At 73.5% G+C, this 15373-nt stretch carries 14 protein-coding genes; 9 read left to right on the forward strand and 5 right to left on the reverse strand.

Annotated features, from left to right (window positions below; translation table 11 throughout):
* Positions 1 to 35: 35 nt before the first annotated feature.
* Positions 36 to 191, forward strand: coding sequence for a hypothetical protein (locus tag ACLBYB_RS26155; protein ID WP_020091329.1), 156 nt, complete (start codon positions 36 to 38; stop codon positions 189 to 191).
* A 25-nt stretch (positions 192 to 216) separates the two neighbouring features.
* Here the strand turns inward: ACLBYB_RS26155 and ACLBYB_RS26160 are convergent, their stop codons facing one another.
* The 3 genes from ACLBYB_RS26160 to ACLBYB_RS26170 all read right to left on the reverse strand — a co-directional run bounded on the left by ACLBYB_RS26160 (position 217) and on the right by ACLBYB_RS26170 (position 3330).
* Positions 217 to 897 carry a glutathione S-transferase family protein gene (locus tag ACLBYB_RS26160; RefSeq protein ID WP_447700540.1) on the reverse strand — a complete coding sequence of 227 codons (681 nt, stop codon included), beginning with the start codon at positions 895 to 897 and terminating at the stop codon, positions 217 to 219.
* Between the two features lie 73 nt (positions 898 to 970).
* Positions 971 to 2455, reverse strand: a complete 1485-nt coding sequence (locus ACLBYB_RS26165) for a M48 family metalloprotease (protein WP_447700541.1) — start codon at positions 2453 to 2455, stop codon at positions 971 to 973.
* 5 nt (positions 2456 to 2460) lie between these two features.
* Complete coding sequence (locus ACLBYB_RS26170; RefSeq protein ID WP_447700542.1) at positions 2461 to 3330, reverse strand: thermonuclease family protein; 870 nt, start codon at positions 3328 to 3330, stop codon at positions 2461 to 2463.
* Between the two features lie 574 nt (positions 3331 to 3904).
* On the opposite strand from ACLBYB_RS26170, the gene ACLBYB_RS26175 reads away from it, so the two are divergent.
* The 4 genes from ACLBYB_RS26175 to ACLBYB_RS26190 all read left to right on the forward strand — a co-directional run bounded on the left by ACLBYB_RS26175 (position 3905) and on the right by ACLBYB_RS26190 (position 8601).
* Positions 3905 to 4312 (forward strand): helix-turn-helix domain-containing protein, encoded by a 408-nt coding sequence (locus ACLBYB_RS26175; protein ID WP_012321411.1) that lies wholly within the window; start codon positions 3905 to 3907, stop codon positions 4310 to 4312.
* 177 nt (positions 4313 to 4489) lie between these two features.
* On the forward strand, positions 4490 to 5668 hold the full coding sequence (metK, locus tag ACLBYB_RS26180; RefSeq protein ID WP_020091324.1) for a methionine adenosyltransferase: 1179 nt from the start codon (positions 4490 to 4492) through the stop codon (positions 5666 to 5668).
* A gap of 307 nt (positions 5669 to 5975) precedes the next feature.
* Positions 5976 to 6713 (forward strand): tRNA (guanine(46)-N(7))-methyltransferase TrmB, encoded by a 738-nt coding sequence (gene trmB / locus ACLBYB_RS26185; protein ID WP_447700543.1) that lies wholly within the window; start codon positions 5976 to 5978, stop codon positions 6711 to 6713.
* A 172-nt stretch (positions 6714 to 6885) separates the two neighbouring features.
* Positions 6886 to 8601 carry a sensor histidine kinase gene (locus ACLBYB_RS26190; protein ID WP_051123710.1) on the forward strand — a complete coding sequence of 572 codons (1716 nt, stop codon included), beginning with the start codon at positions 6886 to 6888 and terminating at the stop codon, positions 8599 to 8601.
* Positions 8602 to 8626: 25 nt separating this feature from the next.
* On the opposite strand, the gene ACLBYB_RS26195 is transcribed toward ACLBYB_RS26190, so the two are convergent.
* The gene (locus tag ACLBYB_RS26195; RefSeq protein ID WP_447700544.1) at positions 8627 to 9499 is read right to left on the reverse strand and encodes a hypothetical protein; all 873 of its coding nucleotides are present in this window, start codon (positions 9497 to 9499) and stop codon (positions 8627 to 8629) included.
* 299 nt (positions 9500 to 9798) lie between these two features.
* Here ACLBYB_RS26195 and ACLBYB_RS26200 point away from each other — a divergent pair, with 299 nt between their 5' ends.
* From ACLBYB_RS26200 to ACLBYB_RS26215, 4 genes are all read left to right on the forward strand, one after another.
* Complete coding sequence (locus tag ACLBYB_RS26200) at positions 9799 to 10398, forward strand: superoxide dismutase (protein WP_020091320.1); 600 nt, start codon at positions 9799 to 9801, stop codon at positions 10396 to 10398.
* A 200-nt stretch (positions 10399 to 10598) separates the two neighbouring features.
* Complete coding sequence (gene murJ, locus ACLBYB_RS26205) at positions 10599 to 12125, forward strand: murein biosynthesis integral membrane protein MurJ (RefSeq protein ID WP_447700545.1); 1527 nt, start codon at positions 10599 to 10601, stop codon at positions 12123 to 12125.
* Positions 12126 to 12196: 71 nt separating this feature from the next.
* Positions 12197 to 12874, forward strand: coding sequence for a haloacid dehalogenase type II (locus ACLBYB_RS26210; protein WP_447700546.1), 678 nt, complete (start codon positions 12197 to 12199; stop codon positions 12872 to 12874).
* 260 nt (positions 12875 to 13134) lie between these two features.
* On the forward strand, positions 13135 to 13491 hold the full coding sequence (locus tag ACLBYB_RS26215) for a hypothetical protein (protein WP_042673343.1): 357 nt from the start codon (positions 13135 to 13137) through the stop codon (positions 13489 to 13491).
* Between the two features lie 54 nt (positions 13492 to 13545).
* Here ACLBYB_RS26215 and ACLBYB_RS26220 read toward each other — a convergent pair whose 3' ends face one another.
* Positions 13546 to 15303 carry a carbamoyltransferase family protein gene (locus ACLBYB_RS26220; protein WP_447700572.1) on the reverse strand — a complete coding sequence of 586 codons (1758 nt, stop codon included), beginning with the start codon at positions 15301 to 15303 and terminating at the stop codon, positions 13546 to 13548.
* Positions 15304 to 15373 lie beyond the last annotated feature (70 nt).

The raw sequence follows: 15373 nt of genomic DNA on the forward strand, positions 1-15373 counted from the left end.
CGCATCCTGCGGTTGCCTCGCGAAAGGGGACCGTCATGGAATGGGTTTATCGCGGCTTCGAGACCTCGATGCTCGGTCTCGCTCTCTGTCTCGGACTCGGCGCCTGCCTCACGCTCGGCACCGCGCGCGTGCCGGCCGGAACGCTCTCCGTCACCCTGCCGATGCTCACGGTGACCGCCCCCGCGCCCTGAGGCGCGGGACCGGTCCGGCGGGGCGTCAGGCGGCGCCCTTCACGGCGCGGAACATGAAGCCCCGCGCCTCGGCGTCCATCTCCGCCTTGAAGGCGTGGCGGCCCTTCAGCGCCTCGGCGGCCTGGGCGGCCGGCCGCGCGTTGAGCGCGTCGAGGTGGCGCTTGACGTTGGGCAGGTCCCCGAAGGCACCCTCGCCGAGGACGAAGGGCACCATCCGGGCCCAGCCCCAGACCGCCATGTCGACGATCGTGTAGGTGTCGCCCAGGACGTAGGGGCGGTCGGCGAGGCGCTGGTCGAGGATGCCCCAGTGCCGGCGCGCCTCGAAGGCATAGCGCTCGGTGGCGTAGGCGCCCCCATCCTGCGCGAAGTGGCGGAAATGCACGCACTGGCCGGAGAACGGCCCGATGCCGGTCGCCACGAACATCAGCCAGGACAGCATCTCGCCGCGGACCGGCTCGCCCTCCGGCAGGAACCGGCCGGTCTTGCCCGCCAGGTACATCAGGATCGCGTTCGAATCGAACACGGTGACGTCGCCGTCGACGATCGCCGGCACCTTCCCGTTCGGATTGACGGCCGTGTAGGCGGGATCGAACTGCTCGCCCCTGCGGGTGTCGACCGGCACCGGCTCGTAGGGCAGCCCCATCTCCTCGAGGCAGAGGGCGACCTTCATGGGGTTGGGGCTGAGATTGTAGAAGAATCGAATCACGGCGCTCTCCCTGAACGACCCGGGCAGGATGTCCGGGCCCCGCGCCCGCACAAGGCGCGGCCGCGCAGGGCGGCTATTCCGCGACGATCTTGTAGCCGCGTCCCGGCACCAGCGCGGCGCCCCGGTCCAGCCCGTTGAGGACGAGGAACCGGTCGAGCGCCCGGTCGGGCACCGCCATGCGGCGGGCGAGGTCCTCGGCGCTGGCCGAGGTCGCCTGCACCACCTGCAGCCGCAGGGGGCGCAGGACCGCCTCGTCGGGCGACACGGCGACGAGGGTCGCGGTCCAGCGGCGGAAGGCCGGGTCGGGATCGGTGGCGCCCTTGGCGGCCATGATCATCCGGTAGGTCGAGTCGCCGATCCGGATGGCCGCGAGGCGGAAGGTCCACTCCTTCCCCCGCGACAGCGCGAAGGCCGCGGGGTGGCCCGCGACGTCCCGGGTCTCGAAGCCGGCCGGGTCGAGGGCATCGTTCCAGCTCGCCTTGAGCACCGCCTCGAGGGGCTGGCCGTCCTTGGCCTCGATCTGGTCGAACAGCAGGCGCCGGGCGCCGTCCGGGGTGGTCCCGAGCACCGCCGAGCGGGTGTTCTCCAGGGTGAAGCCCTCCGGCACCTCGAAGGCGATGCCGAGGCCGGGATGGATGAAGCGGTGCCCGCGCACCGCGCCGTCGCGCGGGTTGTCGCCGTAGGCGAGCCCGTCCACCGCCGCGAGGTAGGCGGCGCGGTCGTCGGTGCCGATGCCCGGCGCGCCGATGCGGCGGGCCGCGCGGGTGACCTGGGTAATGCGCTCGGCCGTGCCCGGATGGGTCGCCAGCATGTCGGGCGCGGCGGCGCTGCCGGCCTTCAGCCCCGTGGAGCGGTTGAGCGCGGCGAGGAAGCGCCCGGCCGCGAACGGGTCGTAGCCGGCCTTGGCCAGGGTGCGCACGCCGGTGGCGTCCGCCTCCAGCTCCTGCTCGCGGGAGAACCGGGCGAGGGCGAAGCGCGACTGGCTCTGCAGCTGCGCGCCGGTATCGGGGTCGTTCAGCACGTCGGCCACGACGCGGCTGACGAGCGCCGAGCGCAGCTCGAGCTCGCTGCGGGCCGTGGCGTGGTTGAGGGTCACGTGGGCCATCTCGTGCGCCAGCACGGCGGCCACCTCGGAGGTGTCGCTCGCCAGGGCCACGAGGCCGCGGGTGACGTAGAGCCGCCCGTTCGGCAGCGCGAAGGCGTTGACCACCGGCGAGTCGAGGAGCGTCACCGTGTAGGCCTGGTCGGGCCGGTCGCTGGCCTTCACGAGGCGGTCGGTCACCTCCGTCAGCATCCGCGTGACGTTGGGGGCCCGGGCCTCGCCCCCGAAGGAGGCCACGAGCTTGAGGTGGTCGGCATCGGCGGCGCGCTCGCGGCCGGTGGTGCGCGGCGCCTCCGCGGGCACCCGCACCACGGCCGGCCGCACGGTCGCCTCGGTCTGGTCGGCCACGCAGGCGCCGAGCAGCAGGGCGAGGCCGCCCAACGCCGCCGCGCCGAGGGTGCGCCGCCCCGCCGCGCGGGTCCGCCCCGCGCTGATGTGCCCCGTGATCCCGCCCATCGCGATCAGCGCCGCAATCCCCGTTCCCCCTCCGGATCGGCCTCCGGCCGGTCCGTCTCCTCGAGCGTCTCGAGCCCGTCGAGGGCGACCTCCAGGGTCGGGCCGCGCCGGACCTCCAGGAGGCCGCGCACCCGCACGCGCCGGCCCTCGAGCGAGGCCGCACTCAAACCACGGGCGCGCATCATTCGCCAAGTGCGTTTCGATACCGTCACCGTGAGGCCGTCCGTGCCGCGGGCCGCGAAATCGAGATAGGTGCGCGCGCCGCGCTCGCCGACATGGCGGATTCGGCCCTCAGCGACGACGAAATGTCCGACCTTCTCCCGGAGCGCCGGGCCGTCCCCCGCCGCAGGGCGCGCCGCGCCCCAGAGGCCGAGCCCGCGCGCGCGGGCGGCCGCCTCCACGAGGCGCAGGCCGGGCCGGCAGAGCGAATCGGCCTCGTTCGCGTCCGCGTATGCCAGCCCGGCCCCGATGAGGCCGCCCGCCAGATCCGCGCGCTCCGCGATGTCGCCCTCCGCGACCAGGAGGTCGGCCCGCGCGCGGTCCCACCGGTCGGGCTGCCCGCGGGGAACCACCGTGACCCGGGCGCCCCGCCGGGCCTCGAGCCAGGTCCGCGCGGCGGACGCGGCCTCCGGCGTGTCCGGCCAGCGCAGCGAGTCCAGCACCGCCCGGAGGCCCGAGGCCATACGGATCTCCCCGCGGGGCCCGATTTCCGCCACCACCTCGTCGCGCGCCGGCCCGGTCGCGCACGCCGACGGCCCGGCGCGCGACGCGGCGCGTGCCGGACAGGGCGCCGCCGCGGCGAGCGCCGCCGCCAACAAGGTCGCCATCGAGGTCGCCAGCGGGCGTCCCCGCACGACCGCCGCGCGCACGCGCATCGGTTCCCCCCGCGATCGCGGGCTCCGGCACCGCGCCGCCCCACCGGTCGCGGTTGGCCTCGGCCGGCGAGAATGCTATGGAGCGCCGGTCGTCTCCGTAGCTCAGCTGGACAGAGCACAGGTTTCCTAGAAGGTTCAATTGGGCGTCGCGCCGGGAAACCGCGCGACGGATCCGCTCAAAGTCGGGGAAAGCTTCCGGCATCGACGCGCCGCCGTCCGATGCTCTGCCGATCCCGAGCCAAGCCCGCGCGGCGCCCCGGCGTTCTGCGGGAAGGTGTAGAGACTAGACGGGCGGCACCTACCGGTTGGATGCAGTCCAGCCCACGGTGAAGGGATAGTCCAGGCCACGAACGCGGACCTTCGGGGCGCGGCGGCGAAAGCCGAAGTGGTATGAAACCTGGGGTCGCAGGTTCGAGCCCTGCCGGGGACACCAAGTTGTCTATTCTTGCAGATCTCCCGGCCGCAGAGCCGTGAGCAAATCGTCCACCACGTCGAACGCCTGCCGGTGACAAGTACCGAGGGGCGCGCTAAGCTTTGCCGCCAGGATTCATGGCAGGGGGTGGACGAGCACTTCATGGCGGGCCAGAAGACCGATCAGCGCGACGTCTATGTCGGGCAACGCATCGCCGAGCAGCGCCGCAAGGCATCGCTCACACAGCGCCGCGTCGCGCAGAGCTTCGGTATGTCTGCAGCTCAGCTCCAGAAGTACGAGAAGGGAACCAACCGGATCAGCGCCGTCCATCTCGACATCTTCTCGCGCATGACCGGCGTGCCGATGGATTACTTCTTCAAAGGGATGCCCCGGAACGATGACTTCATCGCGCCGGGCTTCAGCGAGCGCGAGCAGTCGACTCTGTCGGAAGCCGGGCTGAAGGGGCTGGCGGAAGTTGTCGGCCGCCACATCACCGAGAACTTCTCCGAGGAGGCGCGCCGCGACGTGGCCGACGCCATCCGGGCCCTCGAGAGCAAGCTCGGCGGCTGAGGGCAGGGGCGGGCCCCGGGGCGTCGCGCGATCGTTTTTCCGGTCGCTTCGTCCGGTATAGCGGATCCGTTCGTTCCTCCATCTTGACCGGCCCCCGGCCGGGTGCGAGAACCCCGGCCCCATGAAGGGTCAAACGCCGCGATCGCGACGGCGTACCTCTGCAGCCGAGGCCGTCCGATGCCGCGTTCCAACTACCTGTTCACCAGCGAGTCCGTGTCCGAGGGACACCCCGACAAGGTCTGCGACAGGATCTCGGACACCGTGGTCGACGCCTACCTCGCGGCGATGCCGGAGGCGCGGCTCGGCGTCGAGACACTCGCCACGACCAACCGCATCGTCATCGCCGGCGAGGTGCGCGGACCCGATTCGGTGACCTTCAAGGACCTCGAGGCCCTGACCCGCGAGGCCGTGAAGGACATCGGCTACGAGCAGTCGGGCTTCCACTGGAAGAACAACGACGTCGCGATCCACCTGCACGCCCAGTCGGCCGACATCGCCCAGGGCGTGGACGCGGCCGGCAACAAGGACGAGGGCGCGGGCGACCAGGGCATCATGTTCGGCTACGCCGCCGACGAGACGCCCGAGCTGATGCCGGCGCCGATCTTCTACGCCCACAAGATCCTCAAGGACCTCGCCGACGCCCGCAAGGCGAAGCAGGGCGACGCCGCCAAGCTCGGCCCCGACGCCAAGAGCCAGGTCACGGTCCGCTACGAGAACGGCCGCCCGGTCGAGGTGACCCAGATCGTGCTGTCGACCCAGCACCTCGACGAGTCCCTCGATTCCGCGGACGTCCGCGCCATCGTCGAGCCCTACATCCTGAAGGCGCTGCCGCAGGGCTGGGTCAACGAGGGCACGGTCTGGCACGTGAACCCGACCGGCAAGTTCGTGATCGGCGGCCCGGACGGCGACGCCGGCCTCACCGGCCGCAAGATCATCGTCGACACCTACGGCGGCGCGGCCCCGCACGGCGGCGGCGCGTTCTCCGGCAAGGACCCGACGAAGGTCGACCGCTCGGCGGCCTACGCGGCGCGCTACCTCGCCAAGAACGTGGTGGCCGCGGGCCTCGCCAGCCGCGCCACGATCCAGCTCGCCTACGCGATCGGCGTCTCGAAGCCGCTCTCGATCTACGTGGACCTGCACGGCACCGGCACGGTCGACGAGGCCAAGCTCGAGGCCGTGCTGATGGACGCCATGGACCTGTCGCCCCGCGGCATCCGCACGGCGCTCAGCCTGAACAAGCCGATCTACGCGCGCACCTCGGCCTACGGCCATTTCGGCCGCGCCCCCGAGGCCGACGGCGGCTTCTCGTGGGAGCGCACCGACCTCGCCGGCAAGCTGAAGTCGGCGCTGGCCTGAGGGCGGCCGCCGCTCGGCCCCGGGCCGACGCGCGGGCCGGAGATCGGCGGCGCGCCGGGGTGACCTGAAGGCGGTGCGGGCGGTGCTTTGAGCGCCGCCCGGTCCCGGACGCTCCGCGGCCCGTGTTCCCGATCGGGCGCTGGCGGCGCGGTGCGTTCGGCGCCGCGGCGTCCGCGCGGGTGCCGCGCCACCCGATCGTGCCGCGTCGCGGCGTGCCGGGCGTGCTGTCCCGGACGGCGTCCCACCGACGCGCCCCGTTTCCGGTCGTGACCCGGGACGCGTCCCATCTCCGAGGTAGACTGAGCCGGTGGACACCGACGCCCCTGGACGCTCCGACCACCCGGTCGAGGAGCCGGAGCGCGCCTTCTTCGGGCGCCGCAAGGGCAAGCGCCTGCGCGGGCAGCAGGAGCGCCGGCTCGCCGAGCTGCTGCCGAGCCTGCGGGTCGACCTGCCGCCGGGCGACGCGATCCTCGATCCGCGCGCGCTGTTCCCCGCCATGCCGGCGCCGCCGGAGGCGCTGTGGCTGGAGATCGGCTTCGGCGGCGGCGAGCACCTCGCCGCCCAGGCGGCCGCGCATCCGGCCGTCGGCATCATCGGCGCCGAGCCCTTCGTCAACGGCGTGGTCAAGCTGCTGGCGGCGATCGAGGCCCGGGCGCTGCGCAACGTCCGCATCCGCGACGAGGACGTGACCGCCCTGCTGGCGCGCCTGCCGGACGCCTGCCTCGACCGGGTCTACCTGCTCTATCCCGATCCCTGGCCCAAGCGGCGGCAGCGCAAGCGCCGGTTCGTCTCCGACGCGGCGCTCGCCGAGATCGGCCGGGTCCTGAAGGACGGCGGCCTGTTCCGCTTCGCCAGCGACATCGACGACTATGCCGGCTGGACGCTCGTCCGGGCCGCGCGGTGCCCGGTCCTCGCCTGGACGGCGCGGGACGCGCGGGACTGGACGCGGCCGTTCCCGGGCTGGCCCGGCACGCGCTACGAGGCCAAGGCGCTGGCAGCGGGCCGCCGGCCCACCTATCTGGAATTCGCCCGCCGCCCCCGCTGAGAGCCCCCGCGGTCGGGTCGCGCGGGTGCCCGGTCGCCGCAGGCGGAGCGGAACGCCTTGCCACAGTCACGCTCGGGCGCCATCCTCAGGGCCCGCCGCGGTCCGGGATCGTGGCGGGAGGGGGCTCATCTCCGGCGGGAGCGCGCCACGGCGCGTTCGAGGATTCTTCCGAGTGAATGAGAGGGTGGGTCAGGACCCGGCGGCGGAGGACCCGTTGCGCGCCGGCTTCGACGAGGCCGCGATCGGCCTCGCCGTGCTGTCGGCGGACGAGGCGGGGATCGTCGCCGCCAACCGGGCCCTGCACGATCTCGCCGGCTGGCCGCCCGGCACCCTGCCCGGGCGTGCGGCCGCCGAACTCCTGGGCGAGGGGCCGGAGGGGCTCCGGGACGGTCTCCAGGTCTGGCGCCGGGCGGACGGCACGCCCCTCGACGTGCGGGTCCGGCGCGCGGGCCGGACCCTGGCGGTCGAGACGGTCGACGTGGACGCGGCGGCCCATTCCGAGGCGAACCGCGAGGCCCTCGCGGCCGCCGGGCTCGGGGAGTGGCGCTGGGACCGCGCGACCGGCCTCCTCACCCTGTCGCGCCGCGCCGCCCGCATCCTCGGGCGCCCGCCGGGCCGCTCCGTCTCGTGGGAGGAGCTGAAGACCGGCCTGTCGCCGGCGGAGCTCGCGCGCCTGAGCGCGCTGATCGCCGAGGCGGACGGGACCGACGAGCCCTACCAGTTCGACACGGCCACGACGGTGGCCGGGCGGACCGTGATCCTGCGGGTGCGGGGGCAGGCCGTGCCGGGCCCCGACGGCGCGCCGATCGGCATGGTCGGCGTCCTCCAGGACATCACAACGCGGGTCGAGGCCCGGGACGAGATCCTGTCCCGCGACCAGCGCCTGCGGGTCGCCACCACGGTCGCCCGGCTCGGCATCTTCGAGTGGCACATGCTCGAGGACCAGGCGATCTGGGAGAACGAGCACATGTACGAGATCTTCGGGCACGCGCCCGAGGACGGGACGATCGGCAAGACCGAGTTTCTCAACGACATCCTCCACCCGGACGACCGCCCCGCGGTCCGCCGGGCGATCTCCCAGGCGCTGCGGGAGGACGGGGACCTGCACATCAGCGGCCGCATCCGCCGGAAGTCCGACGGCGTGTGGCGCACGATCGACATGGCCGGCCGGTTCGAGCGCGACGCCCCCGGCCGCCTGCCGCGCCGCCTGATCGGCGTCGTCGCGGACGTGACCGACCGCCGGGTCGCGGAGGAGCGCCAGAGCCTGCTGATCCGCGAGCTGCACCACCGGGTGAAGAACACGCTGGCGACCGTCCAGGCCATCGTGGGCTCCACCGCGCGGACGGCGTCCAGCATCGAGAGCTTCTACGAGGCCTTCGTCGGGCGGATCAAATCCCTGGCGCACACGCACTCGGTCCTCACCGAGGACACGTGGCAGACGGCGTCGATCGCCAATCTCCTGCGCAACGAGCTGAAGCCCTACGCGGAGGTGGCCCCGGACGGCGCCGCCGAGGGGCGCATCAGCCTCGACGGGCCGGCGATCGACCTGCCCTCCGAGATCGCGGTGCCGATCGGCATGGCGATCCACGAGCTCACCACCAACGCGGCGAAGTACGGGGCCCTGTCGAACCGCACCGGCCGGGTGGCGGTGGAATGGTCCCTGGAGCCCGGCGGCCCGGCCGGGATCCTGCGGTTCTCCTGGCGCGAGACCGGCGGGCCGCCGGTCGCGCCGCCGAGCCGCCAGGGCTTCGGCTCGCGCCTGCTGCAGCGGGTCCTGATCACCCAGGTCCAGGCCGAGGTGACCACCGACTACGCCCCCGGGGGCTTCTCCCTGACCATGCGGGCCCCGATCCCGCCGCGCAACGACAGCCTCAACCCGCTGGTGTGACGCCGCGGCCGTCCCCGGGGCGGGTTCAGGCCGCGCCGCGGGTCCCGGACTCGCCGCCGCCGTCCACGAAGGCCTTCAGCTCGTCGAGGGACGCGAAGGTGAAGCGGCCCTGCGGCGTCTCCGCCTCGATCGAGCCGTCCTCGAACATCACGTAGGTGTTGCCGCCGGAGGCGTAGCGCCCCACGACGGTGCGCGGGGCGGCCGGTGGGGCCGGCTCCGGCTCGGGGGGCGTGTCGAGGCTCGGGCGCAGGGCCGGCGCCTCGTCCGCGGCCGTCGTCCCGGGCTCCCCGCGGGGCTCCTCCCGCGGCTCCTCCCGGAGGGACGGCTCGGGGGCGGCGAACAGGTCGTCCTCGGGCGCGATCGCGCGCTCGCTCGGCGCGTCCGGCTCGGGTCGGCGGTCCGCCTCCGGGACGCGGACGGGCGGGACCACGGGCACCGGCTCGGCCGGAACCGGCTTCGGGGTCTCGACCGCGCCGGGTTCCGGGAAGGGGGCGCGGGCCTCGTCGGCCCGGAGCTCCAGGCTCGGCTCGATCCGGGGCCGCTCGGGATCGAAGGACGGCTCGACCACCGACGGCACGATGAAGGCGGGCGCCGCCGGCAGGACCGGCGGCAGCCGGGTCCGGGCCTCGTCGACGGGGGCCGATGCCGGTGCCGGCGCCGCGGCGGGGGCCGGCCGCGCGCCGGTCACCGGGGCGCGCCCGAGCGCGCGCTCCACCCGCCGGAAGCCGAGCGCCACGACGCCGAGGCCGAGGAGCACCGCGCCCGACGAGGCCGCGACCGACCCCGCGATCACCATCGCGAGCCCGCTCTCCAGACGCACGTACGGGAAGCCCTGGATCACGGCGGCGCAGCCCCCGATGATCATGGCGGCGGCGAGCGCGAACAGCGCAGCGATCATGTTACTCTCTGACACGGGCCGGCTGACGGCCGGCGCTCAAGGCGTGCCGCACAGTAAGGCCTAGCCGTCATATTGCAAAACTCGGGACCGAGATGCCGGGGAAACCGGAATAGTCCGGATCTGCGCCGGCTATCTCCGGGCCGGCCGAGCCGCCGCGTGCCGGCGATCTGCGGAACTTCCCGCGCCGCCGTGGCGGAACGGCGTTGCCGTCCCGCGGCCACCGACTTACCTAGCGGGCTCTCGACTCGGGAGCCCCCGCCGGGGACGAGGCCGCCCCCTGCTAAGCGGAGATAGACGCGATGACCTTCACCCTGCCGGAACTGCCCTACGCCTACGACGCGCTGGGGCCGTACATGTCGAAGGAGACCCTCGAGTTCCACCACGACAAGCACCACAAGGCCTACGTCGACACGGGCAACAAGCTGCTTGAGGGCACGGATCTCCAGGGCAAGAGCGTCGAGGAGATCGTCAAGGCCGCCTACAACACGAATCAGCCGCTCTTCAACAACGCCGGCCAGCACTACAACCACATCCACTTCTGGCAGTGGATGAAGCCGAACGGCGGCGGCGCGATCCCGGGCGCGCTGGCCAAGAAGATCGACGAGGATCTCGGCGGCGCCGAGAAGTTCAAGGCGGATTTCATCCAGGCGGGCGTCGGCCAGTTCGGCTCGGGCTGGGCGTGGCTCGCCGTCAAGGACGGCAAGCTCGCGATCATGAAGACCCCGAACGGCGAGAACCCGCTGGTCCACGGCGCCAAGCCGATCCTCGGCGTCGACGTGTGGGAGCACTCCTACTACATCGACTACCGCAACCGCCGTCCCGACTACCTGAAGGCGTTCATCGAGAACCTCGTGAACTGGGAGCACGTGGAGAAGATGTACGCCGAGGCGACCCGCTGAGGCGTATCGCCGGTGCCGCGGATCCTGTGTCCGCGGCACCCTTGAGGTGGCGCACGAAACCGGCTCTTGATGCGCGCGACGCCGGCTGACCCGGTGCAGATGGGGCCGGCCATTTCCTCTCGATCGACACGCGCGACGCTTCGACCGTGCTCCCGCCCGCCCCCGCTGAGGCGGGACGGGCTCGGCGAGCGCCCCGCCCGATGATCCGCTCCATCCTGTCCGTCGGCGGCTGGACCCTGGTCTCGCGCGTCACCGGCTTCGCCCGCGACGTGGTGATGGCCGCCGTGATGGGCGCCGGGCCCGTGGCCGACGCCTTCGTGGTCGCCTTCCGGCTCCCGAACCATTTCCGCGCGATCTTCGGCGAGGGCGCGTTCAACACCGCCTTCGTGCCGGCCTATGCCGGGCTCGCGGAGGCCGGCGAGCCCGGGGCGGCGCACCGCTTCGCCGACCGCGTCTTCACCCTGATGCTGATCGTGCAGCTCGTGCTGCTCAATCTCGCCCTGCCGGCCATGCCCTGGGTGGTCCACGCCCTGGCGCCGGGCTTCGCGGAGGACGGCGAGCGCTTCCAGCTCGCCGTGGCGCTGACCCGCATCACCTTCCCGTACCTGCTGTTCATGACGCTGGTGACGCTGCTGTCGGGCATCCTGAACGCCCACCGGCACTTCGCCGTGGCGGCGGGCGCCCCGGTCCTGCTCAACCTCGCCATGCTGGCGGCCCTGGGGTTGAGCTTCCTGTTCCCGAACGCGGCCTACGCCGCCGCCTGGGGCGTCGCCGTCTCGGGGGTGCTCCAGTTCGGGCTGCTTTGGTGGGGCTGCCGCCGCGTCCGCGTGATGCCGGACCTCGCGGTGCCGCGCCTCGATCCCGCGCTCAAGCGCTTCTTCGTCGTGCTCGGGCCCGCGGTGATCGGCTCGGCCGGCTTCCAGATCGCGGCCTTCGCCGACACGATCATCGCGAGCTGGCTGCCCACCGGGGCGGTCTCGGCGCTCTACTACGCCGACCGGCTCTACCAGCTGCCCTTCGGCGTCATCGCCATCGCGGCCGGCACCGTGCTGCTGCCCGAGATGAGCCGCCGGATCGCGGCCGGCGACGTCGCCGGCGCCCACGCGGCCCAGAACCGGGCCGCGGGCTTCTCCCTGGCCCTCTCGGCGCCGTTCACCGTGGCGTTCCTGACCATCCCGGGCCTGATCATGGCGGCCCTGTTCCAGCGCGGCGCCTTCAGCGCCGAGGACGCGGCGCGGGCGGCCTCGGTGCTGGCGGCCTACGGCCTCGCCCTGCCGGCCGTCGTGCTGGTGCGCAGCGCCGTGGCGAGCTTCTACGCCCGCCAGGACACGAAGACGCCGCTCTGGGCCTCCCTGACCGCGATCGGCGTCAACGTCGTCCTGAAGCTGTGGCTCACCGGCCCCTACGGCGTCACCGGCCTCGCGCTCGCCACGGCCGTCGCCCAGTGGGTGAACCTGCTGCTGCTGCTCGTCCTGGCCAGGCGCCGGGGCTGGACGGCGCCGGGGCGGACGCTCGGGCTCACCGTCGCCGGGGTGGCGCTGGCCTGCCTCGGGCTGGCGGCGGTCGCCGTCTACGGGCAGGGGCTCGTCCAGGCGCTGGTGCCCGCCCTGCCGCACGGGCGCGACCTCGTCGTCCTGGCGGTGCTGGGGCTCGTCGGGGCCCTGGTCTACGGCGGCCTGCTGGCGGGCCTGCTGCACCTGTTCGGCCTGCGCCTGCGCCGGGCCTGAGTGACCCGGCCGGGCTCGCCGCCGCGCGGGTCCGGCCCCAGATCGGGCGAGAGCACCCAGTGAGGACCGCCATGACCGACGCACCGAATCCCCTCGCGGGCGTGAAGGCCGCGGTGTTCGACGCCTACGGAACGCTGTTCGACGTGAACGCCGCGGTCCAGCGCTACGCCGAGGCGGTGGGTCCGGACGCCGCCCACCTCTCCGAGGTCTGGCGCAACAAGCAGCTCGAGTACAGCTGGACCCTGTCGCTCATGGGCCAGTACGCCGCCTTCTGGGACCTCACCGTGCGGGCCCTCGACTACGCCCTGGCGGTCCACCCGAACGTCGATCCCAGCCTGCGCGAGCGCCTCCTCGACGCCTATCGCGACCTCGAGGCCTACCCGGAGGTCCCGGGCGTGCTGGCGGCCCTGCGCAAGCGCGGCATCCGCACCGCCGTCCTCACCAACGGCAACGCCGCCATGGTCGACCGGGCGGTCGCCTCCGCGGGGCTGGCCGACCACCTCGACGCGGTCCTCTCGGTGGACGACGCGCAGGTGTTCAAGACCCATCCCGACGCCTACCGGATCGCCCTGACCCGGCTGGCGGTGGGGCAGGGCGACGTGCTGTTCTGCTCGTCGAACCGTTGGGACGTGGCGGGGGCGGGGGCCTTCGGGTTCCGGACCGCCTGGGTCAACCGCAGGGGCCTGCCCGACGAGTACGCGGATCTGGCGCCCACGACGGTGGTGGGATCTCTCGACGGGCTGCTCTGAAGGGGAATCTGCGGCCGCCGCGTCCGGCGCGGGAAGTGCCCATTCCGTCCTTGCGAGCGCAGCGAAGCGATCCAGGGACACGGCTGCATCCGGGCAAAGCGCGCTGCCCCGGGGTTGCTTCGCTGCGCTCGCAAGGACGGCAGCGCCTCGCCTCAGGCCGGAGCGACCGCGGGCCGCCTTATCCGGCACACAATTCAATTGGCCCACTTCGCGGATTCTTAATCCTCCCGGTGTTGGATCATCCTCAACACGAACGGGAGATGTTTCGCGTGTCCTTGAACGGTTCCTTCACGACGATCCGCGCTGGGGCCGCAGCCCTCGCGGTCACCCTGGTGCTCGGGGCGGTCGCCCCGGCCACCGCCCGCGACCAGACCGGCGCCATCGTCGGCGGCCTCGCGGCCGGCGTCGTCGGCGGCATGGTCGGCAGCGCCCTCGTCAACGGCGCGAACCCGCCGCCCCCGCCGCCGCCGGAGTACCGCCCGCGCCGGGTCGTGGTCGAGGAGCCCGAGACCATCGTGGTGCGCGAGCGCCGCGGCCCGATCTGCCACTACGAGCGCCGCAAGGAGTGGCTCGGCGACGGCGAGTTCACCTACCGCCGCGTCGAGGTCTGCGAGTAAATCGCGTCCGCGGTTATCGAACTGGCGCCGCGTTCCCCTGGGGCGCGGCGCGTCTCATTTCACGACCAGCCAGTCCTCGACCACGAGGGCGTCGAGGCCGGTGGTGTAGAACATCAGGATCGCGTCCTCCGCGCCGTGGAGGATCGGCTTGCCCATCACGTTGAAGCTCGTGTTGAGCAGGATCGGCACGCCGGTGATCGCCGCGAAGGCGCCGATCAGGGCCGCGTAGGCCGGGTTGCGCGCCGCCGTGACGCTCTGGAGCCGGCCGGTGCCGTCCGCGTGGACCACCGCCGGGACGCGGGCGCGGACCGCCTCGCGCCAGACCAGGGTGCGCTCCATGTAGGGGCTGTCGGCGTAATCCTCGAACCAGTCCGGCCCGGCCTCCGCCAGGATCGACGGCGCGAACGGCCGGAACGCCTCCCGGTACTTCACCTTGGCGTTGAGCGCGTCCTTGGCGCCCTCCGGCCGCGGATCGGCCAGGATCGACCGGTTGCCGAGCGCCCGGGGCCCGAACTCCGCCCGGCCCTGCACCCAGCCGACGAGGCCGCCCTCGGCCAGGATCCGCGCCGCCGCGCGGGTCGCCTCCGCGTGGCCGACGCGCCGGGCCCGGGGCTCCTGCTCGGCGAGCCGCTCCATCGCGCCGGTCGGGACCCGCGAGCCCAGATAGGGCGAGAGCGGGCGCTGCGCCGGCGGCGGCCCGGCCCAGTCCGGATGGTCCTCCGCGTAGGCGAGCCACGCCGCGCCGACCGCGTTGCCGTCGTCCGCCGGGGCCGAGGGCACGTGCAGCCGGGTGAAGCCGGACCGGCCGAGCACCCGGCCGTTGTAGGAGGAGTTCAGCCCGCAGCCGCCGGCGATCACGAGGTTCTCGGACGGCGCCAGCGCGTGGGCCTCCGCCACCAGCGCGTCCATGAGCGTCCCGAACAGGTCCTGGCCGCAGCGGGCGAGGTCGGGCCAGCCGTTCTCCAGGGCGTCGGCGGGGCGGCGGGCGCGGATCTCCGCGGCGACCGCCCGGATCGTCTCCGCGTCGGCGTAGCGCAGGCGGTGACCCTCGACCGTGCAGAGCCGGCCGAGCAGGGCGGCGAGGTCCGGGTCGGGCCGGCCGTAGGGGGCGAGCCCCATGATCTTCCACTCCTCGCCCTTCACCTGATCGAAGCCGGCGAGGTCGGTGATCAGCCCGTACAGGAAGCCCAGCGAGCCGCGCCCGCGGTGGCGGCGCAGCTCCGTGATCCGGCCGCCCTCCAGGCGGTAGATCGCCGCCGCACCGGTCTCGCCCATGCCGTCGACCACCAGGGCGGTGGCCGTCTCGAAGGGGCTGCCCCAGAGGCCGTAGGCGGCGTGGCACAGGTGGTGCGGGTAGCGCCGCTGCCCGGCGATCGTCGCCCGGGGCGCCGCGCCGCTGATCCGCGCCTCCTGGTTCAGGGCCAGCAGGGTGCCGTGGCCGGCCCGCTCCTGGGCGCCGTGGAGGTCGGCGATGAACACCCGCTCGGCCTGCTCGGGCACGAAGGAGCGGTTGAGCGCCGTGGTGTGGGTGGCGAGCGCCATCAGGTCGAAGGCCCCGGCACCGGCCTGGCCGCGCAGGAAGTCGGTGAATTGCGGGCCCCAGGTCGAGGCGACGACGAGTTCCGAGCCCGGCGGGACGTGCGCCTTCAGCAGCGCGGCCATCTGCGACGGGGCGTCCGGCTCGCAGTTCGGCGCGCGCTTGTACTGCAGGGCGCGCTCCGCCGCCTCGGCGAAGAGCAGGGTGCCGTCGGGCCCGACCAGGGCGAGGGCCGGGTCGTGGAAGGTGGTGGCGAGGCCGAGATAGAAGCGCATGCCCACGGGGGGTAGCGCATTTTCGCGCCGGACGGAGCCCGGCACGTGGAAGAGGTGCCGTCCTTGCGCC

The sequence above is a fragment of the Methylobacterium sp. D54C genome (assembly GCF_053345595.1).

What these genes read in the sequence shown, in the direction of transcription:
- metK (WP_020091324.1), top strand. Translation starts at nt 4,490, where the DNA reads ATGCCGCGTTCCAACTACCTGTTCACCAGCGAGTCCGTGTCCGAGGGA.
- ACLBYB_RS26215 (WP_042673343.1), top strand. Translation starts at nt 13,135, where the DNA reads ATGTTTCGCGTGTCCTTGAACGGTTCCTTCACGACGATCCGCGCTGGG.
- ACLBYB_RS26165 (WP_447700541.1), bottom strand. Translation starts at nt 2,455, where the DNA reads ATGGGCGGGATCACGGGGCACATCAGCGCGGGGCGGACCCGCGCGGCG.
- ACLBYB_RS26175 (WP_012321411.1), top strand. Translation starts at nt 3,905, where the DNA reads ATGGCGGGCCAGAAGACCGATCAGCGCGACGTCTATGTCGGGCAACGC.
- murJ (WP_447700545.1), top strand. Translation starts at nt 10,599, where the DNA reads ATGATCCGCTCCATCCTGTCCGTCGGCGGCTGGACCCTGGTCTCGCGC.
- ACLBYB_RS26195 (WP_447700544.1), bottom strand. Translation starts at nt 9,499, where the DNA reads ATGATCGCTGCGCTGTTCGCGCTCGCCGCCGCCATGATCATCGGGGGC.
- ACLBYB_RS26210 (WP_447700546.1), top strand. Translation starts at nt 12,197, where the DNA reads ATGACCGACGCACCGAATCCCCTCGCGGGCGTGAAGGCCGCGGTGTTC.
- ACLBYB_RS26155 (WP_020091329.1), top strand. Translation starts at nt 36, where the DNA reads ATGGAATGGGTTTATCGCGGCTTCGAGACCTCGATGCTCGGTCTCGCT.
- ACLBYB_RS26220 (WP_447700572.1), bottom strand. Translation starts at nt 15,303, where the DNA reads ATGCGCTTCTATCTCGGCCTCGCCACCACCTTCCACGACCCGGCCCTC.
- ACLBYB_RS26200 (WP_020091320.1), top strand. Translation starts at nt 9,799, where the DNA reads ATGACCTTCACCCTGCCGGAACTGCCCTACGCCTACGACGCGCTGGGG.
- ACLBYB_RS26170 (WP_447700542.1), bottom strand. Translation starts at nt 3,330, where the DNA reads ATGCGCGTGCGCGCGGCGGTCGTGCGGGGACGCCCGCTGGCGACCTCG.